At 35.7% G+C, this 20,436-nt stretch carries 18 protein-coding genes; all 18 read left to right on the forward strand.

Annotation, left to right across the window (positions count from 1 at the left end; all coding sequences use genetic code 11):
• The first annotated feature begins 97 nt into the window (after positions 1-97).
• The 18 genes from tsf to rpsO all read left to right on the forward strand — a co-directional run bounded on the left by tsf (position 98) and on the right by rpsO (position 20,352).
• The gene (gene tsf / locus C7J90_RS08080; protein WP_103209411.1) at positions 98-976 is read left to right on the forward strand and encodes a translation elongation factor Ts; all 879 of its coding nucleotides are present in this window, start codon (positions 98-100) and stop codon (positions 974-976) included.
• 152 nt (positions 977-1,128) lie between these two features.
• Complete coding sequence (gene pyrH / locus C7J90_RS08085) at positions 1,129-1,851, forward strand: UMP kinase (RefSeq protein ID WP_103209409.1); 723 nt, start codon at positions 1,129-1,131, stop codon at positions 1,849-1,851.
• Between the two features lie 17 nt (positions 1,852-1,868).
• The gene (gene frr / locus C7J90_RS08090; protein ID WP_103209407.1) at positions 1,869-2,423 is read left to right on the forward strand and encodes a ribosome recycling factor; all 555 of its coding nucleotides are present in this window, start codon (positions 1,869-1,871) and stop codon (positions 2,421-2,423) included.
• A 146-nt stretch (positions 2,424-2,569) separates the two neighbouring features.
• A complete protein-coding gene (locus C7J90_RS08095) occupies positions 2,570-3,331 on the forward strand; it encodes an undecaprenyl pyrophosphate synthase (RefSeq protein ID WP_103209406.1) in 762 nt (253 codons plus the stop codon).
• A 13-nt stretch (positions 3,332-3,344) separates the two neighbouring features.
• Positions 3,345-4,127, forward strand: a complete 783-nt coding sequence (locus C7J90_RS08100) for a phosphatidate cytidylyltransferase (protein ID WP_103209404.1) — start codon at positions 3,345-3,347, stop codon at positions 4,125-4,127.
• 15 nt (positions 4,128-4,142) lie between these two features.
• The gene (gene dxr / locus C7J90_RS08105; RefSeq protein WP_103209402.1) at positions 4,143-5,282 is read left to right on the forward strand and encodes a 1-deoxy-D-xylulose-5-phosphate reductoisomerase; all 1,140 of its coding nucleotides are present in this window, start codon (positions 4,143-4,145) and stop codon (positions 5,280-5,282) included.
• Complete coding sequence (gene rseP / locus C7J90_RS08110; RefSeq protein ID WP_103209400.1) at positions 5,283-6,563, forward strand: RIP metalloprotease RseP; 1,281 nt, start codon at positions 5,283-5,285, stop codon at positions 6,561-6,563.
• 19 nt (positions 6,564-6,582) lie between these two features.
• Positions 6,583-8,280: a proline--tRNA ligase gene (locus C7J90_RS08115; protein WP_103209398.1), complete on the forward strand. Its 1,698-nt coding sequence runs from the start codon at positions 6,583-6,585 to the stop codon at positions 8,278-8,280.
• A 205-nt stretch (positions 8,281-8,485) separates the two neighbouring features.
• Positions 8,486-12,799 carry a PolC-type DNA polymerase III gene (locus C7J90_RS08120; RefSeq protein WP_103209396.1) on the forward strand — a complete coding sequence of 1,438 codons (4,314 nt, stop codon included), beginning with the start codon at positions 8,486-8,488 and terminating at the stop codon, positions 12,797-12,799.
• A 166-nt stretch (positions 12,800-12,965) separates the two neighbouring features.
• Entirely contained in the window at positions 12,966-13,433 is a 468-nt protein-coding gene (rimP, locus tag C7J90_RS08125; RefSeq protein WP_103209438.1) for a ribosome maturation factor RimP, read from the forward strand.
• Positions 13,434-13,455: 22 nt separating this feature from the next.
• The gene (gene nusA, locus C7J90_RS08130) at positions 13,456-14,613 is read left to right on the forward strand and encodes a transcription termination factor NusA (protein ID WP_103209394.1); all 1,158 of its coding nucleotides are present in this window, start codon (positions 13,456-13,458) and stop codon (positions 14,611-14,613) included.
• 11 nt (positions 14,614-14,624) lie between these two features.
• Positions 14,625-14,912, forward strand: coding sequence for an RNase P modulator RnpM (rnpM, locus tag C7J90_RS08135; protein ID WP_103209392.1), 288 nt, complete (start codon positions 14,625-14,627; stop codon positions 14,910-14,912).
• Positions 14,909-15,214 carry a ribosomal L7Ae/L30e/S12e/Gadd45 family protein gene (locus C7J90_RS08140; protein ID WP_103209390.1) on the forward strand — a complete coding sequence of 102 codons (306 nt, stop codon included), beginning with the start codon at positions 14,909-14,911 and terminating at the stop codon, positions 15,212-15,214. The genes rnpM and C7J90_RS08140 overlap by 4 nt, the downstream gene beginning before the upstream one ends.
• Positions 15,215-15,230: 16 nt before the next feature.
• Positions 15,231-17,315: a translation initiation factor IF-2 gene (gene infB / locus C7J90_RS08145; protein ID WP_103209389.1), complete on the forward strand. Its 2,085-nt coding sequence runs from the start codon at positions 15,231-15,233 to the stop codon at positions 17,313-17,315.
• A 331-nt stretch (positions 17,316-17,646) separates the two neighbouring features.
• Entirely contained in the window at positions 17,647-17,991 is a 345-nt protein-coding gene (gene rbfA / locus C7J90_RS08150) for a 30S ribosome-binding factor RbfA (RefSeq protein ID WP_103209387.1), read from the forward strand.
• A gap of 83 nt (positions 17,992-18,074) precedes the next feature.
• Positions 18,075-18,992 carry a tRNA pseudouridine(55) synthase TruB gene (truB, locus tag C7J90_RS08155; protein ID WP_103209386.1) on the forward strand — a complete coding sequence of 306 codons (918 nt, stop codon included), beginning with the start codon at positions 18,075-18,077 and terminating at the stop codon, positions 18,990-18,992.
• Positions 18,993-19,008: 16 nt separating this feature from the next.
• Positions 19,009-19,980 carry a riboflavin biosynthesis protein RibF gene (gene ribF, locus C7J90_RS08160; protein ID WP_103209384.1) on the forward strand — a complete coding sequence of 324 codons (972 nt, stop codon included), beginning with the start codon at positions 19,009-19,011 and terminating at the stop codon, positions 19,978-19,980.
• 102 nt (positions 19,981-20,082) lie between these two features.
• Positions 20,083-20,352, forward strand: a complete 270-nt coding sequence (gene rpsO / locus C7J90_RS08165) for a 30S ribosomal protein S15 (RefSeq protein ID WP_014614062.1) — start codon at positions 20,083-20,085, stop codon at positions 20,350-20,352.
• Positions 20,353-20,436 lie beyond the last annotated feature (84 nt).

Raw genomic sequence — 20,436 nt, forward strand, 5'->3', positions numbered from 1 at the left:
ATTTGGATATGAATGAATTGAGGGGATAGGACAATATGATGATGTCCCTACCCCCTTTTTTAAAATATATTATGAAATGATATTGGAGGAATAGTGAATGGCAATTTCAGCTAAACTTGTAAAAGAATTACGTGAAAAAACTGGCGCTGGTATGATGGATTGTAAAAAAGCGTTAGAAGCAACTGATGGAGATATTGATAAAGCAATTGATTACTTACGTGAAAAAGGGATTGCTAAAGCTGCTAAAAAAGCAGATCGTATTGCTGCTGAAGGTATTACACACGTTGAAGTTAAAGGTAACGATGCTGTAATCGTTGAAATCAATTCAGAAACTGACTTCGTTGCTCGTAACGAAGGCTTCCAAGAACTTGTAAAAGAAATTGCTAACCAAATCCTTGACACTAAAGCAGAAACTGTTGAAGCGTTAAATGAAACAACATTGCCTAATGGTAAAAAAGTTTCTGAACATATGACAGAAGCTATCTCAACTATTGGTGAAAAGTTAAGCTTACGTCGTTTCGAAGTTCGTACTAAAACGGATAACGATGCGTTTGGTGCATATTTACACATGGGTGGTCGTATCGCTGTTCTTTCAGTTGTTGAAGGTACAACTGACGAAGAAGCTGCTAAAGATGTAGCAATGCACATCGCTGCAATCAACCCTAAATACGTATCTTCTGAGCAAGTTAGTGAAGAAGAAATTAAGCACGAAAAAGAAGTATTGAAACAACAAGCCCTTAATGAAGGTAAACCAGAAAATATCGTTGAAAAAATGGTAGAAGGCCGTTTACGTAAATATTTACAAGAAATTTGTGCGGTTGATCAAGATTTCGTTAAAAACCCAGATCAAACTGTTCAAGAATTCCTTAAATCTAAAGGCGGTAAATTAGTTGACTTCGTTCGTTACGAAGTGGGCGAAGGTATTGAAAAGCGTGAAGAAAACTTCGCTGATGAAGTAAAAGGACAAATGAAATAATTAACACGGTTTTATTTGAGAAAGAAGACACCTTTCGTGTCCTCCTTTGCATGACTTCAATGCAGTAAATTGAAGCCGTGTATAAGGATGGTACTTATTGTGTCTTCTTTAATTGTATTGTTTTACATATTATGAATAGAGAGGTTAGTATAATGACTGAAACTTCAAAATATAAGCGAGTCGTTTTAAAACTAAGTGGCGAAGCATTAGCAGGAGATAAAGGATTTGGTATTAATCCAATTATTATTAAAAGTATTGCGGAACAGGTTGCTGAAGTCGCTAAAATGGATACAGAGATTGCGGTCATTGTTGGTGGTGGCAATATTTGGCGCGGTAAAACAGGAAGCGATTTAGGTATGGATCGTGGGACGGCTGACTATATGGGAATGTTAGCAACTGTTATGAATGCATTAGCATTGCAAGATAGTCTAGAACAACTTGATTGTGATACGCGTGTCTTGACTTCTATTGAAATGAAACAAGTTGCAGAACCATATATTCGTCGACGTGCAATTCGTCATTTAGAAAAAAAACGTGTTGTTATTTTTGCGGCAGGTATTGGCAATCCTTATTTCTCAACAGATACTACAGCAGCTTTACGTGCAGCTGAAGTTGAAGCAGATGTTATTCTTATGGGTAAAAACAATGTAGACGGTGTTTATTCTGCAGATCCTAAAATTGATCCAACTGCAAAAAAATATGATCGTTTAACATATATCGACTTATTAAAAGAAGGTTTACAAGTAATGGATTCAACAGCCTCTTCATTCTGTATGGACAACAATATTCCGCTTAAAGTATTTTCGATTTTAGAAGAAGGTAACATTAAGCGTGCCGTACAAGGTGAAGATATCGGAACAATTATTACAAAATAATATAGAGGTGACTTAGTATGAATGAAGTAATTCAAGATGCAAAAACGCGTATGAAAAAATCGATTGATAGTTTATCACGTGAGCTTGCTCAAATCAATGCAGGTCGTGCAAACTCAAATTTATTGGCGGGCGTAGAGGTGGATTATTACGGCGCACCTACACCTGTACAACAATTAGCAAGTATTAACGTACCTGAAGCACGTTTACTTGTCATATCTCCATATGATAAAACGTCATTAGGTGATATTGAAAAAGCGATTTTAGCGGCAAATTTAGGCGTTACACCATCAAGTGATGGGGAAGTCATTCGAATTAGCGTGCCAGCTTTAACAGAAGAACGCCGTAAAGAAATCGTTAAACAAGTCAAAAAAGAAGGGGAATCAGCAAAAGTATCAATCCGTAACATACGACGAGATGCAAATGACTCTCTAAAAAAACAAGAAAAAAATGGCGATATTTCTGAAGATGAATTACGCTCTACATCAGATGACGTTCAAAAAGTAACTGACGATGCAATAAAAGATATCGATAAGTTGGTTTCAGATAAAGAAACAGATGTAATGTCTGTGTAAGTGTTCAAAACTGTACCGAATACGACTTTGGTACAGTTTTTTTATTTGTTTATTCAAATGAGGGAACTGAGTATGATAAAATGGTAGATAATTGTATTCTTAAAGGATTATAATATTTGGGAGACGAATAGCTCGGAGGAACATATATGTTTAAGATATTTAAGAGAAAAGAAACCAAAATAAATAATGGAGATGCGCTTAATTTACATAATATACCTGAACATATTGCAATCATAATGGATGGTAATGGACGATGGGCTAAACAACGTAAAATGCCCAGAATTAAAGGTCATTATCAAGGGATGCAGACCATTAAAAAAATCACACGTGCAGCAAGCGAATTAAATATTAAATATTTAACATTGTATGCCTTCTCTACTGAAAATTGGTCAAGACCTAATGAAGAAGTCAATTATATTATGGGATTGCCAGTTAATTTTTTGAATTCTTTTTTACCTGAATTAATCGAAAAAAATGTTCGAGTTGAAACCATTGGATTTACAGAAAAATTACCTCAACAAACGATTGAAGCCATTGAAGAAGCAAAGGCAAAAACTGCTCAAAATGATGGTTTGACATTAATATTTGCTATTAATTACGGCGGTCGTGCTGAGATTATTAATAGTGTCAAGCAACTGACGAAAGATATGCGTCGTGATCCTCATTTTGATGAAGAAGCCATTGATGAAACACTTTTTCAATCGTATTTAATGACTGCTCAATATCCAGATCCAGAATTATTAATTCGAACATCGGGTGAGCAACGTCTCAGTAACTTTTTAATTTGGCAATTGTCTTACAGTGAATTTATTTTTCATGATAAACTATGGCCAGACTTTGAAGAACTAGATTTAGTTGAATGTATAAAAACGTATCAATTACGCCAAAGACGCTTTGGAGGATTGTAGATAGGAGAGAACTATGAAGGTAAGAACAATTACTACTATTGTAGCGCTATTAATATTTTTACCTATATTGCTCATTGGTGGTTCATTATGGATGTATTTCACCTTTATTTTGGCACTTATTGCATTAAAGGAACTACTCAATATGAACCGTATTCAGTTGATTTCCATTCCAGGAATCATTAGTGCTTTCGCATTAATGATTGTAATGTTGCCACAAGACTTAGGGAATTGGGTGCCTATGTTGCAACAAAAATATTTAATTGCAATGAGTTTTATTATTTTGAGCTATACAGTCATGTCTAAAAATAGATTTAGCTTTATGGACTCAGCCTTTTGTCTTATGTCTGTTGCCTATGTTGGTATTGGTTTTATGTATTTTTATGAAACACGCGAAGCAGGATTACATTATATTTTATTTGGATTACTTATCGTGTGGTTAACAGATACGGGAGCATACATATTTGGGAGATTATTTGGTAAGCATAAATTATGGCCAGTGATCAGCCCTAACAAAACGATTGAAGGATTTATTGGAGGGTTATTGTGTAGCCTCATTGTCCCGCTTAGTTTTATGTTTTTTGTTCCTTTTCAGTTCAATTTGATATGGTTGTTAATCATGACATTGGTACTGAGTACGTTCGGTCAACTTGGCGATTTAGTTGAATCTGGTTTTAAACGTCATTTTGGTGTTAAAGATTCAGGAAGGCTTTTACCAGGGCATGGTGGTATTTTAGACAGATTTGATAGTTTTATGTTTGTACTACCTTTAATGAATATTTTCTTAATCCAAATGTAAAGCGAAGTGAGAATATTGAAGAAAAATATAGTGATATTAGGAGCATCAGGCTCAATAGGGACACAAGCGATTGATGTTATAGAAAAACACTCAGATGAATTTAATTTGATAGGTTTTACAGTTGGAAAAAATATTGATTTTGCCATTCAAGTCATAGAAAAGCTAAAACCGCAAATAGTTTCTGTACAAAATGAATCCGATGTGAAACGACTGACTCATTATGACATTCAAGTTGTACATGGAAGAGAAGGGCTGATTGAAGTCGCTACTTTACCAGAGAGTGATATCGTATTAAATTCATTATTAGGGAGTGTAGGCTTAGAGCCAACATTAAAAGCGATTGAAAGTGGAAAAGACATTGCTTTAGCGAATAAAGAAACATTGGTCGTAGCTGGCGAACTTGTCATGTCTTATGCTCAAAAATATAATGTGAATATTTTACCAGTTGATTCAGAGCATGCTGCGATATTTCAATGTCTAAACGGTGAAAGTATTGATAAAGTCAAAAAAGTCATTATTACTGCTAGTGGCGGTTCATTTCGAGATTTAAAACGTGAAGAATTACAAAGCGTGACTGTTGAAGATGCGTTGAATCATCCAAACTGGTCAATGGGACAAAAAATTACGATTGATTCTGCTACAATGATGAATAAAGGTTTTGAAGTGATTGAAGCGAAATGGCTATTTGATTTAGAGGTTGATCAAATTGAAACGATTTTGCATAAAGAGAGTATTATTCATTCAATGGTAGAATTTGTCGATACAAGTGTAATGGCTCAGCTAGGTACACCGGATATGCGTATGCCTATTCAATACGCATTTACTTATCCGACACGTATTAAACATCAGGCACCATCTTTAAATCTTGCCGAAATAGCACAACTTCATTTTCAGCCGATGGATTTCGATAGATACCAATGCCTCAAATTTGCATACGATGCGATTCGGATTGGTGGGACGATGCCTGTAGTCCTAAATGCTGTAAATGAAGTGGCAGTTGCCAAGTTTTTAAACAAAGAAATACGCTTTTTAGATATAGAACGTTTGATTGATGAAGAAATGAAAGCGCACTCGGTTATTCAACATCCAACGTTAGAACAAATATTAGAAATAGATCGTTACTATAAAACTAAAAATTATGAGGTGAAAATATAGATGTTCGTAACAATAATTGCTTTTATTATTGTGTTTGGTCTTCTTGTTTCTGTGCATGAATATGGTCATATGTTCTTTGCTAAAAGAGCAGGAATTATGTGTCCTGAATTTGCAATTGGAATGGGGCCTAAAATATTAAGCTTTCGTAAGAACGAAACACTGTATACGATACGTTTATTGCCTGTGGGTGGATACGTTCGAATGGCTGGTGACGGTTTAGAAGAAGATCCTGTACAACCAGGAATGCATGTTAAAATAAAGCTCAACGATGAAAATGAAGTGACACATATTATTTTAGATGATCAACACAAATTTCAGCAGATTGAAGCAATTGAAGTTAAAAAAGTAGATTTAAAAGATGAATTGTTTATTGAAGGTATTACAGCATATGATGAAGCGCGACATCGTTTTTCCATTGCCCGAAAAGCATTCTTCGTTCAAAACGGAAGCCTCATCCAAATTGCACCGAAAGATCGTCAATTCACATATAAGAAACCTTATCAAAAGTTTTTGACGTTGTTTGCGGGTCCCTTGTTTAACTTTATCTTAGCGTTTGTATTGCTTATTGGACTAGCATATTATCAAGGTGCGCCTACGACAACGATTGATCAAATTGCCCAAAATACACCCGCAGAAAAAATCGGCTTACAAAAAGGGGATACAATCAAAGAAATTAATGGCGAAACAATTAATCGTTTTAGAGATATAGAAGGGGCATTAAATAAGACTAAAGGCAATGAAACTACCATTGTTTATGAAAGAAATGGTAAAATATCTGAGAAGCAATTTTCACCTAAAAAGTTAGAAGTTGAAGTGTCAAAAAACAACAAGCAAACGACATATCAACTTGGTTTTGTGCCTACAAAAGAGAGAACACTGATTCAGCCATTGGTTTTTGGGATTGAAGAAACATTAAGATTTGGAAAATATATTTTTATTGCTGTCGGTGGTATGATTGCAAGTATCTTCACTGGGACATTTAGTTTTGATATGCTTAATGGTCCAGTTGGTATATATAAAAATGTAGATACAGTTGTCAAGACAGGTATTATTAACTTGGTTAATTGGACTGCAATGTTAAGTGTGAATCTAGGGATAATGAACTTGCTACCTATCCCCGCACTAGACGGAGGCCGAATTTTATTTGTGATATATGAGGCGATTTTTAGAAAACCAGCAAACAAAAAAGCTGAAACGGTTATTATTGCAGCAGGTGCTATATTCGTATTAATTGTAATGGTACTTGTAACATGGAATGATATTCAACGTTATTTCTTGTGATTTGAGGGAGGACAATAGAATGAAACAATCAAAGGTTTTTATACCTACTTTAAGAGAGGTGCCTGCAGAAGCAGAAGCAAAAAGTCACCAACTATTACTTAAAGCAGGACTCATCAAACAAAACGCAGCAGGTGTATATAGTTATTTGCCACTTGCTACTCGAGTGATTCAAAAAATTTCTAACATTATTCGTGAAGAGATGGAGCGCATTGAAGCTGTCGAAGTGATTATGCCTGTTCTACAACACTCTGAATTATGGAAAGAGTCGGGTCGTTGGGAAGCATACGGACCTGAATTAATGCGATTAAACGATCGCCATCAAAGAGAATTTGCATTAGGACCGACGCATGAGGAAGTTGTAACAGCGCTCATTCGCGATGAGTTAAGATCATACAAGCAGTTACCGTTGACGTTATTCCAAATACAAACAAAGTTTCGTGACGAAAAACGCCCACGCTTTGGATTATTACGTGGACGTGAATTCATCATGAAAGATGCATATTCATTTCATGCAGATGAAGAGTCATTAATGAAGACGTATAACGACATGTATGATGCTTATTATAAAATATTTAATAGAGTCGGACTTAATGTACGTGCTGTTATGGCGGACTCTGGTGCAATAGGCGGAAGTCACACACATGAATTTCATGCTTTAAGTGCTATTGGCGAAGATACGATTGTATATAGTGACAATAGCGATTATGCTGCAAACATCGAAAAGGCAGAAGTTTTATACACACCTTCAAATCATACACATGAAGAAGAGAAGCCATTAGAAAAAATCGAAACTCCAAATGTTAAAACAGTTCAAGATTTAGCAGCATTTTTAAATGTACCACAGAGCCAAATTATCAAAACAATGATTTTTAACGTTCAAGGTGAATATGTAGTCATTTTAGTACGTGGCGATCATGAAGTGAATGAAGTAAAGGTTAAAGCAATATTTGAAACGGATGATGTTTCATTAGCAACGGAAGAAGATATTCGAAACATACTTGGCGCAAGTTCAGGATCATTAGGTCCTATTACTGATAAAGACATTAAAATTTATGCAGATCATTACGTTCAGGAACTCAATAACTTTGTCGTTGGCGCAAATGAAGATGACTATCATTATATAAATGCGAACGTAAATCGTGATTTTAAAATAGATGGTTATTTCGATTTAAGATTTATTTTAGAAGGCGAGCCATTGGCAGATGGTTCAGGCCAAGCGAAATTTGCTGAAGGTATTGAAGTGGGTCAAGTATTTGTACTAGGTGATAAATATGCAAAACCAATGAAAGCGACTATTTTAAATGATCAAGGTCGTGAGCAAAGTTTAACGATGGGGTGCTATGGAATAGGCGTTTCGAGAACGTTAAGTGCCATTATCGAACAGCATCATGATGATAACGGAATCATATGGCCGCAATCAGTTGCGCCTTACGAATTACATCTTATTACCATTAATCCTAAAAAGGAAGATCAAAGAGAACTTGGAGACAAACTCTATCAAGCACTTCAATCAAAATTTGAAGTATTGTATGATGATCGGAATGAACGTGCAGGAGTCAAATTTAATGATGCTGATTTAATAGGAATCCCTGTACGTGTTGTCGTTGGGAAAAATGCATCGGAAGGTATTGTTGAAGTTAAGCGTCGAGATAATGGCGAGCGTAATGATGTTCATATTGATAATCTTATCGAACACATTAAAAATTTATCCAATTAAACTAAATAAACAATAAAGAGAAGAGGCACATGTTCGTATGAAGTGACTGATTTTAAAATGATGAAAATCTATTTATAAATCAGTCACTTCTATGTTTTATGTCGATGATTTTAGATATGAATAAATAACTACATAGCAAGTGACTAGATAAATTAACGTAAAAGGCATACAATAAATGATGGACTAACTGAAGGTGGTTTTAAATTTGACACTACAAAATCAAGAGAAGTTTAAGATATTACTGAAACAATTAAACATGGTTGATCACTTGGATAGTGATGTAGTTGAGCAAGGTGAATTGACGCGCATTGATGTTTCTAAAAAATTACGCGCTTGGACTTTTCATATTGCGCTACCTCATTTTTTAAAGTACGAAGATTATGCCGTATTTACGCATGCCATGCAAGAGACTTTCAAACATATTGCTAAAGTAGATTGGACTTTCGAGATTAAAGATACATCTCAACAAGATGAATATATATTAAAATACTTCAATGAATGTATTGACCAAACACTTTTATCGCCTAAAGTAAAAGGTCAATTAAAACAAAAGCGTATGATGATGTCTGGCTCCGTAGTGAAGATATTGGTTCAAAATGATGTTGAGCGAGATCACTTTGATAAGTCTTGCAACGGTAGCTTAGTTAAAGCATTACAGAGATGTGGCTTTGATATTCAACGTGTGGTTTTTGAAACAGATGCTACAGGACATGATGATGACCTTGCTTCACTTGAAGCGCATATTCAACAAGAAGATCAGCAAAGCGCAAAAGAAGCTAGTGAAAAAATCGAAAAAATGAAAGAGCAACGTGCAAAACAAGAAGAAAACAATGAGTCAACCGTTGAAAAATGTCAAATAGGTAAAGCGATTCATCCTGAACAAGTGAGACCTATTGAATCAATTATAGAAGAAGAGTTTAAAGTTGCAGTTGAAGGGGTTATTTTTGATATTAATTTGAAAGAACTTAAAAGTGGTCGTCACATTGTCGAATTGAAGGTAACAGATTACACGGATTCATTAGTATTAAAAATGTTTACTCGTAAAAATAAAGATGACCTTGAACATTTCAAAGCATTATCTGAAGGCAAATGGATTAGAGCACAAGGACGTATTGAAGAGGATATGTTTATACGTGATTTAGTCATGATGATGTCAGATATTGAAGAAATTAAGCGATCACCTAAATTAGATAAGGCTGACGAAAAACGTGTAGAATTTCACTTACACACTTCAATGAGTCAAATGGACGGTGTGTCACATATTAGTGAATATGTGGCACAAGCGAAAAAATGGGGCCATGAAGCAATAGCTGTAACAGATCATAACGTAGTCCAAGCATATCCTGATGCGCATGCTGCAGCAGAAAAACATGGCATTAAAATGATATATGGCATGGAAGGAATGCTTGTTGATGATGGTGTACCTATCGCTTACAAACCAACTGATAGGGTGCTAAAAGAAGCGACCTATGTCGTATTTGACGTCGAAACAACTGGGCTTTCGAATCAATATGATAAAATTATTGAGCTTGCTGCAGTTAAAGTCAAAAATGGTGAAATTATAGACAAGTTTGAAAGATTTAGTAATCCTCATGAAAAGTTGACTGAAACAATCAAAAACCTTACACATATTAATGATGATATGTTAAAAGATGCTCCTGAAATTGAGGAAGTCTTAACAGAGTTTAAAGATTGGGTTGGAGATGCCATTTTTGTTGCACATAATGCATCGTTTGATATGGGGTTTATTGATACTGGATATGAACGGCTTGGTTTTGGCGCTTCAACGAATGGTGTTATTGATACACTTGAACTTTCTCGCACGATTAATACAAGTTACGGCAAGCACGGCTTAAATTTTTTGGCCAAAAAATATGGAGTAGAATTAACACAACATCACCGTGCCATATACGATACTGAAGCAACTGCATATATTTTTATTAAAATGTTGGCCCAGTTAAAGGACCTTGGTGTACACAATCATTTAGATATCAATCAAAAGCTATCAAATGAAGATGCATATAAACGAGCACGTCCTCAACATGTCACATTAATTGTTCAAAACCAAACAGGCTTAAAAAACTTATTTAAAATTGTAAGCGAGTCATTGGTAACGTATTATTATAGAACGCCACGTATTCCGCGAACGCTTTTAGATGAATATCGAGAAGGATTATTGGTAGGTACCGCTTGTGATGAAGGTGAAGTGTTTACCGCTGTAATGCAACGTGATCAATCAGAGGTTGAACGTATTGCTAAGTATTATGACTATATTGAAGTACAGCCACCTGCGCTTTATCAAGATTTGTTAGATCGTGAGTTGATACGTGATAATGAAACGCTTGTTGAAATATATGAACGGATATTAGAAGTTGGAAAGACCAATCAAATTCCAGTCATTGCAACGGGAAATGTTCATTATGTACATGAACATGATGCCATAGCGCGTCGTATTCTTATTGCTTCTCAACCCGGGAATCCACTCAACCGTTCGACATTACCCGAGGCTCATTTTAGAACAACAGATGAAATGCTTGATGCTTTTCATTTCTTGGGCGCAGATCGCGCTCATGAAATAGTGGTTGAAAATACTAAGGCACTTGCAGAACGCATTGAAAAAGTGGTCCCTATTAAAGACAAACTATACACACCTAACATGGAGGGAGCTAATGAAGAAATACGTACGTTAAGTTACAACAACGCTAAAAAATTATATGGTGAAGATTTGCCTCAAATTGTAATTGATCGTCTTGAAAAAGAACTCGAGAGTATTATCGGGAACGGGTTCGCAGTTATTTATTTAATTTCTCAACGATTAGTTAAAAAATCTTTAGAGGATGGATACTTAGTTGGGTCACGTGGTTCGGTTGGTTCAAGTTTTGTCGCTACAATGACTGAAATTACAGAAGTGAATCCATTACCACCTCATTACATTTGCCCTAAATGTAAAAAAAGTGAGTTTTTTGATGACGGTTCAGTTGGATCTGGCTTTGATTTACCTGATAAAACGTGCGAATGTGGTACAGAATTGATAAAGGAAGGGCAAGATATTCCTTTTGAAACATTCTTAGGATTTAAAGGTGATAAAGTACCTGATATCGATTTAAACTTTAGTGGTGAGTATCAGCCTCAAGCACATAATTATACGAAAGTACTTTTTGGAGATGAGTACGTGTATCGTGCGGGAACAATTGGTACTGTAGCTGAAAAAACGGCATTCGGTTTTGTTAAAGGATATTTAAATGATCAAGGCATTCATAAACGAGGAGCAGAAGTCGATCGATTAGTAAAGGGATGTACTGGAGTTAAACGAACTACGGGGCAACACCCAGGCGGAATCATTGTAGTTCCAGATTATATGGATATTTATGACTTTACACCCATTCAATATCCAGCTGATGATCAAAGCTCTTCTTGGATGACGACGCATTTTGATTTCCATTCCATACACGATAACGTCTTAAAACTGGATATTCTAGGTCACGATGATCCAACGATGATTCGAATGCTTCAAGATTTATCTGGCATAGACCCTAAAACGATTCCAATTGATGATAAAGAAACAATGGGTATTTTTAGCTCACCTGAAACATTAGGTGTTACTGAAGAGGAAATTTTAGCTAAAACAGGAACATTTGGTGTACCTGAATTTGGAACAGGTTTCGTACGTCAAATGCTTGAAGATACAAAACCAACAACTTTTTCAGAGCTTGTTCAAATTTCAGGGTTATCGCATGGGACTGACGTTTGGTTAGGGAATGCACAAGACCTTGTACGAAGTGGGACATGCACATTATCTAGCTGTATTGGATGTCGTGATGATATTATGGTTTATTTGATGTATGCAGGATTAGAGCCTTCACTTGCATTTAAGATTATGGAATCTGTTCGTAAGGGGAAAGGCTTGAATGAAGAGTGGGAAGCAATTATGAAAGACAATAATGTCCCAGATTGGTATTTAGATTCATGCAAAAAAATTAAATACATGTTCCCAAAAGCTCACGCAGCAGCATACGTCTTAATGGCTGTCAGAATCGCATACTTTAAGGTGCATCATCCATTGTATTATTATGCGAGCTACTTTACAGTACGTGCATCTGACTTTGATTTGTTAACAATGATTAAAGACAAGAATAGTATACGTACAACTGTTAAAGATATGTATGCTCGTTATATGGATTTAGGAAAAAAAGAAAAAGACGTATTAACCGTACTCGAGATTATGAATGAGATGGCACATCGTGGATATCGTATGCAACCAGTCAACTTGGAAAAAAGTGCAGCGTTCGAATTTTTAATTGAAGGTGATACATTGATACCACCATTTATTGCTGTGCCAGGATTGGGTGAAAACGTTGCTAAACGTATTGTCGAAGCACGAGAAGAGGGGCCATTTTTATCCAAAGAAGATTTAAATAAAAAAGCGGGCGTTTCACAAAAAATTATAGATTATTTAGATGAACTGGGATCATTACCAGATATGCCTGACAAAGCACAACTTTCAATATTTGATATGTAAAATGATTGAAAAAGAAATCAAAGTTTGAGTAAGCTTTAAGCATCGTGCAAAGTTGTCGTAAAAATACGAATGTGCTATAATAGATGTGCGTATAAAATAGACTCAAGGAGGAAGAGTGGGTATGACCCGCTCTTTTCTCTTTGTTAATAGTGATAAGGGGGCTCGTATGAGTAAAATTACAGAGCAAGTTGAAACTTTAATTCATCCTGTATTAGATGAACTGAACTATGAACTCGTTGATGTTGAATTCGTGAAAGAAGGCCGTGACCATTATTTACGTGTATCGATTGATAAAGAAGGTGGCGTCGATTTAAATGATTGCACGCTTGCATCAGAGCGCATTAGCGAAGTCATGGATGAACACGATCCAATTACACAAGCATATTACCTTGATGTATCATCACCAGGAGCTGAGCGTCCAATCAAGAAAGAAAAAGATTATTACAATGCTATTAACCAACCTGTATATGTGTCACTTTATGCGCCAATTGAGGGTGACAAAGAGTGGTTGGGACGATTGATTGAAGTATCAGATGAAGAGATTATTATAGAAGTAAAAGACAAAACAAAAGTCAAAACGATTACAATCCCACGCGAAAAAATTGCTAAAGCAAGACATGCAGTCATGCTGTAATGGATGTAAGGAGGAAGATTTAGTGGAAAGCAATGAATTATTATTAGCTACTGAATATTTAGAAAAAGAAAAGAAAATACCGAGAGAAGTTTTAATTGATGCGATTGAAGCAGCATTAATTACAGCTTATAAAAAGAACTACGATAGCGCGCGAAACGTACGTGTTGAATTAAACTTAGACAGCGGCTCATTCCGTGTTATTTCTCGTAAAGAAGTAGTAGAGGAGGTTTTTGATGATCGTGATGAAGTTGACATTTCAACAGCATTAGTGAAAAATCCTGCTTATGAAATTGGAGATATTTATGAGGAAGACGTGACGCCTAAAGATTTTGGGCGTGTAGGGGCTCAAGCAGCCAAACAAGCGGTCATGCAACGTTTACGTGATGCAGAACGAGAGATTTTGTATGAAGAGTTTATCGATAAAGAAGAAGATATCGTGACAGGTATCATTGACCGGGTGGATCATCGATATGTATATGTTAATTTAGGACGAACTGAAGCGGTACTATCTGAAGCAGAACGTAGCCCGAATGAAACATACTTACCAAATGAACGTATTAAAGTGTATGTCAACAAGGTTGAACAAACAACAAAAGGACCTCAGATCTTCGTATCACGTAGTCATCCCGGCTTGTTGAAACGCCTTTTCGAACAAGAAGTACCTGAAATTTTTGAAGGTGCTGTAGAAGTGAAATCAGTTGCACGTGAGGCTGGAGATCGTTCGAAAATAAGTGTATATGCTACGAATGGTGACATCGATGCAGTCGGTGCTTGTGTAGGTGCTAAAGGTGCACGTGTAGAAGCGGTAGTAGAAGAATTGGGTGGCGAAAAAATTGATATCGTTCAATGGAGTGAAGACCCGAAAGAGTTTGTAAGTAATGCATTGAGTCCGTCACAAGTCATTGATGTTATTGTGGATGAAGAAAATCAATCAACAACTGTGATCGTCCCGGACTATCAATTATCATTGGCTATCGGTAAAAGAGGACAAAATGCGCGTTTAGCTGCTAAATTAACAGGATGGAAAATTGATATCAAGTCAGAAAGTGATGCAGCAGCATTAAATATAGGCCAGTCGAACGAAGCAGAAGTTTTAGATAACAGTAAAAATGATATCTTTTCTGATGACTATGAAGAAGCTGAATTAAACAGCGTTTTAGATAATAGCGAGGAAAAATAGGAGGGATTTTGATGAAGAAACGTAAAATTCCTATGAGAAAATGTATCCTTTCGAATGAAATGAAGCCTAAAAAAGAGATGATTCGTGTCGTCCAGAATAAAGAAGGAGACATTTCAGCTGATGCAACTGGCAAGAAGCAAGGTCGTGGCGCATATGTTTCTAAAGATGTGGCATTAGTAGAGAAAGCACAACAAGAGCAAAAGTTAGAACAATTTTTTAAAGCATCACAAGAAACGCTAGCCCCGGTCTACAAGGAAATTATTAGACTTATTTACAGAGAAGAGATACCTACAAAATGAACCATCAATCATTTTTAAATTTTTTAGGTATAGCGATGCGTGCAGGTAAAGTGAAAACAGGGGAAGCAGTTATTTTAACTGAACTTAAAAAAAAGCAACTTAAATTGGTACTAATTGCCAAAGATGCATCAAAAAATACACAACATCAGATGATTAATAAATGTAACACATATCAAATACCATATCGTATCGTATGCGATCGCTTTGAATTAGGAAATGCTCTGGGAAAAAGTGCACGTGTTAATGTAGGTATAACAGATCAGGGATTTGCCAAAAAGCTGATATCAATGATTGATGAATAACGTAAGGAGTGGTTTAATGAGTAAACAAAGAATATATGAATATGCAAAAGGATTAAATATAAAAAGTAAAGAAATTATTGATGAGTTAAAGAAAAATGGTGTAGAAGTGTCGAACCATATGCAAACATTAGAGGACGATCAAATTAAACAATTAGACAAAGTGTTTAAAAAAGAAAACACAGATAATCAAAAACCACAAAAAACTACTCAAACAAATCACAAGAATAAACAACAAAACAAAAAACAAAAAAACAACGCTAACAATCAAAAGAATAATAAGAAGAATCAAAAAGGTAAAAATAATAAGAAACAACAAAAGCAACCTGAACCCAAAACGCCAAAAGAATTACCATCTAAAATCACATATACTGATGGAATTACAGTAGGCGAAGTTGCTGAAAAGATGGGGGTTGACTCATCAGAAATTATTAAAAAATTATTCTTACTTGGAATCATGGCAAATATTAACCAATCACTCGATATCGAAGCACTTGAGCTTATTGCTTCAGATTATGGTATTGAACTGGAAGAAGAAGTTGTCATTGATGATAATGATTTAGATATCTATTTTGAAGATGTTGAAGCAGATGAAGATGCGAAAGAACGTCCAGCAGTTGTGACAATTATGGGGCACGTTGACCACGGTAAAACCACATTATTAGACTCGATACGTAATACGCGAGTAACTGAAGGTGAAGCGGGTGGTATTACACAACATATTGGTGCATATCAAATTGAAAACAAAGGTAAAAAAATCACTTTCTTAGATACACCAGGACATGCGGCATTCACAACAATGCGTGCACGTGGTGCTCAAGTGACTGATATCACAATTTTAGTAGTGGCAGCTGATGATGGTGTTATGCCTCAAACAATTGAAGCAATCAATCATGCAAAAGCAGCAGAAGTACCCATTATCGTTGCGGTAAACAAAATTGACAAGCCAACAGCAAATCCGGACAGAGTTATGCAAGAGTTAGCAGAATATAACTTGATTCCAGAAGACTGGGGTGGCGACACAATCTTTGTACCACTTTCAGCATTAAGCGGTGATGGTATTGATGACTTATTAGAGATGCTCGTACTTGTATCAGAAGTACAAGAACTTAAAGCCAACGCTGACAAAGCAGCAGTAGGTACAGTTATTGAAGCCGAACTAGATAAATCACGTGGACCGGCAGCTTCTTTATTAGTTCAAAATGGGACACTTAATGTTGGAGATGCTTTAGTAGTTGGTAATACACACGGTAAAGTTCGTGCTATGGTCAATGATTTGGGTAAACGTATTAAAACTGCAGGTCCATCAACACCTGTTGAAATCACGGGACTTAATGATGTACCACAAGCAGGAGACCGCTTTGTTGTATTTAAAGATGAGAAAAAAGCACGCCGTATTGGAGGAGCGCGTGAAGAGCAAAATATCATTCAACAACGTCAAGAAAGTAAAAATGTTTCGCTTGATAACTTATTCGAGCAAATGAAACAAGGTGAGATGAAAGATCTTAATGTCATTATTAAAGGTGATGTTCAAGGTTCAGTTGAAGCACTTGCTGCATCTTTAATGAAAATTGATGTTGAAGGTGTAAATGTACGCATTATTCATACAGCTACAGGTGCCATTAATGAATCTGACGTAACGTTAGCGAATGCCTCAAACGGTATTATTATCGGATTTAATGTTCGTCCGGATGCAGGTGCAAAACGTGCAGCTGAAGCAGAAAATGTAGATATGCGTTTACACCGTGTTATTTATAATGTCATTGAAGAAATTGAAGCAGCTATGAAAGGAATGCTTGATCCAGAGTTTGAAGAAAAAGTCATTGGTCAAGCAGAAGTGCGTCAAACATTCAAAGTATCCAAAGTCGGTACAATTGCAGGTTGTTATGTTACTGACGGTAAAATTACGAGAGATTCAGGTGTGCGTGTCATTCGTGATGGTATCGTGCAATTTGAGGGTAATTTAGATACACTTAAGCGTTTCAAAGATGATGCTAAAGAAGTCGCTCAAGGTTACGAATGTGGTATCACGATTGAAAAATACAATGATATCAAGGAAGGCGATATCATTGAGGCGTATGTTATGGTTGAAGTTGAAAGATAAACATTGTTGAAAATATAAAATAATTTTTTTAATGAGGTTGAAATAGGTGTGTCGCCATTTTGAGTAGAGATAGGTCTTTGTAAGAATTGATGAGAGTGTGGCTTATTTACTAATGTAAAAGAAAGCAATTACTAGGTCATCTAAGTTTTGATACTTTTATCTTGTACTCAAACGGATAAGCGCTCTCAATTTCAACCTCTTATTTAATAACTGTTATGATTGTGTCTATGTATGTCTCAATATGTATTTCATTGACGGTCGTTTTGCTGTTCCTATATAATATTATATTGAAGAAATTGCTACGTAGTATGTTGATAAAGAGGTGAAAAACATGAATATGAGAGCTGAACGTGTGGGTGAACAAATGAAGCAAGAGTTGATGGATATCATCAACAATAAATTAAAAGACCCAAGAGTTGGATTTTTAACAATTACTGAGGTTCAACCAACGAACGATTTATCATTAGCAAAAGTTTATTTTACAGTACTAGGCAATGATAAAGAACGCGAAAATACATTCAAAGGGCTTGAGAAAGCAACAGGCTTTTTAAAAACTGAAATTGCACAACGTATGCGCTTAAGAATCGTTCCAGATTTACAATTTGAATATGACGAGTCTATCGATTATGGCAACCGAATTGAAAGACTCATTCAAGACTTACACCGAAAAGATTAACAACCAATATGTAAGGATACGTTTTTATGACCAGAGTATATGTCAAAATAACGTATCCTTCTTTTGTATCGAGGAGTGATGTTATGTATGAAGGCATTTTACCTGTATATAAGTCGAGAGGATTAACAAGTCATGACGTAGTATTTAAATTGAGGAAAATTTTAAAAACGAAAAAGATAGGGCATACTGGTACACTTGATCCGGAAGTAGATGGCGTATTACCTATATGTATTGGGCAAGCGACTAAAGTCAGTGATTATGTTATGGATATGGGGAAAACTTATAAAGCAGAAGTGACTGTTGGTTTCTCAACAACAACAGAAGATCAAACTGGTGATATATTAGAAAGTGCAAATATTATTCCAAATCAATTTACTGAAAGCCAAGTGGACGAGGTACTTAATCGATTCAAAGGGATCATTACGCAAACGCCTCCTATGTATTCCTCTGTTAAAGTAAACGGAAGAAAATTGTATGAATATGCAAGAAATGGTGAAGATGTTGAACGCCCAAAGAGACAAGTGCATATTTTACATATTGAGCGCTTAACTGAGTTACAATTTAATCATAATGTAATGTCTTTTGAAATTGAAGTCAGTTGTGGAAAAGGGACATATATTCGAACGCTTGCTACGGATATAGGGCGTGCTCTAGGGTACCCAGCCCATATGTCAAAATTAACTCGAACGATGAGCGGTGGATTTACCCTAGCACAATCATTATCCATTGAATCCATTCAATCTATGCATATAGAAAACACATTACAACCAAAATTATTTCCACTCGTATATGGACTCAAAGCGCTGCCTCAATTCGAAGTTGGGCGTGAAGATTTAAAAAAACGTATTTTAAATGGACAAAAACTACCTAAAAAATGGATAACAATTCCATTTGAGCGAGAACTCGTCATGTGGGATACTCAAGATAAACGTGTATTAGCCATTTATGAATTGCACCCTGAACGTCATGAGGAGATTAAGCCTAAAAAGGTATTTCATTAAAGGAGATTCAAATATTATGAAAGTGATTGAAATTACCCATCCGATACAAGAAAATCAGTTTATTCATGAAGATATTGCAATTGTATTAGGCTTTTTTGATGGTTTACATTTAGGCCATCAAGCATTATTTCAAAAACTGGATGAAGTGGCAAAACAAAAGAAACTCAAAAAAGCAATCATGACATTTGATCCGCACCCGTCCGTTGTGTTAAATCCGAAACAAAAGCGGACGACGTATTTAACACCATTAGAAGATAAAATTGCTAAATTGAAAGAAAAAGATATTGATTACTGTATTGTTGTCAATTTTTCTTCTCGTTTTGCTGAAGTTTCACCCGAAGCCTTCATTAGAGACTATTTAATAAAAAATCACGCTAAAGCGATTATTGCAGGGTTTGACTTTACATTCGGTAAATACGGTAAAGGGAATATGTCGATGATGAAAGAATATTTCGAAAATGTCGACTGTATTACGGTAGGTAAACAAGATTTGAACGGAGAAAAAATTTCAACGACTGCAATTCGAGCAGCTTTATTATCAGGAAACTTGGCTAAAGCTAATGAAGCGCTAGGGTATCGCTATCAAATTAAAGGAACTGTTGTACAAGGTGAAAAAAGAGGCCGAACAATTGGATTCCCAACAGCTAATATAGAGCCTTCTGATGATTATGTTTTGCCAGCAAAAGGCGTCTATGCAGTCAGTTTGAAAATAGGCGCAAGTGACAAAGTGTATCGTGGTGTATGTAATGTAGGTGTTAAACCCACATTTCATGATGACCTTCCACAAGTTGTCATTGAAGTGAATATCTTTGATTTTGAGGAAAATATATACGGTGAGCGTGTCACAATTGATTGGCACCATTATTTAAGACCAGAGCTTAAATTCGATGGCATAGATCCATTGGTTGCTCAAATGAATCAGGATAAAGAGCGTGCTAAATATTTACTTTCGGTTGATTTTGAAGATGATATAGCTTATAATATTTAAGGTCTAATATTTATTAGAAGTAGGACCTTAGTCTTGGTAGGTTGAAACTCCGACGCCTGACTCAGATTAAGGTATCAAATCATATCAAGGAGGAAATTGATAATGGCAATTTCACAAGAACGTAAAAATGAATTAATTAAAGAATATCGTACACACGAAACAGACACTGGTTCACCAGAAGTTCAAATCGCTGTGTTAACTGCTGAAATTACAGCATTAAACGATCACTTACGCATTCACAAAAAAGACCACCATTCACGTCGTGGTTTATTAAAAATGGTAGGTCGTCGTCGTCACTTATTAAATTACTTACGTGACAAAGATATTCAACGTTACCGTGAGTTAATTAAATCATTAGGTATTCGTCGTTAATTGAAATTAACGTGTTTGTATAAAGAAGAAAGAGGCCAAAGCTTGGTTTCTTTCTTTTTTTACTATTAAACGCGATAGATGTAA

Origin of the sequence: Staphylococcus felis, assembly GCF_003012915.1 — a bacterium.
Lineage (GTDB): Bacteria > Bacillota > Bacilli > Staphylococcales > Staphylococcaceae > Staphylococcus > Staphylococcus felis.